The sequence below is a fragment of the Paraburkholderia sp. SIMBA_027 genome (assembly GCF_046535315.1).
GTDB lineage: Bacteria > Pseudomonadota > Gammaproteobacteria > Burkholderiales > Burkholderiaceae > Paraburkholderia > Paraburkholderia tropica.
The window spans coordinates 1-252 of sequence record NZ_JAWRWY010001183.1 but is presented as its reverse complement, the minus strand read 5'-3'; the positions used below and the strand labels follow the sequence as shown (position 1 = coordinate 252).

Annotated in this window: 1 protein-coding gene; it reads right to left on the bottom strand. The window is 46.4% G+C overall.

Features of this window, described 5'->3' with window-relative positions:
- Nucleotides 1–252, bottom strand: a 252-nt coding sequence (locus tag SB764_RS42875) for a heme-binding protein (protein ID WP_410867159.1), incomplete at both ends; no start/stop codon positions are given.

The window sequence follows — 252 nt, the reverse complement described above, 5'->3', positions numbered from 1 at the left end:
GAGTTCCTCCGGAGGAAGCAATCGCTCCGATGATATCTCCATCTTTATTCCTGATTATTATCCCGCCAGTAATCGTTAAAAGTCCTCCGTTAGAGTTCAGCATTCCATATCCGTGGATCGCTGCACCAGCAATGATGGTTCCCATACTATCACTCTCTACCCCAAACATTATTGCTGTTCTTGCTTTTTTAATGGCAAAATCAATCACTCCGTATACGCTGTCCACCCGGGCAAACGCAACCAGATGTCCGC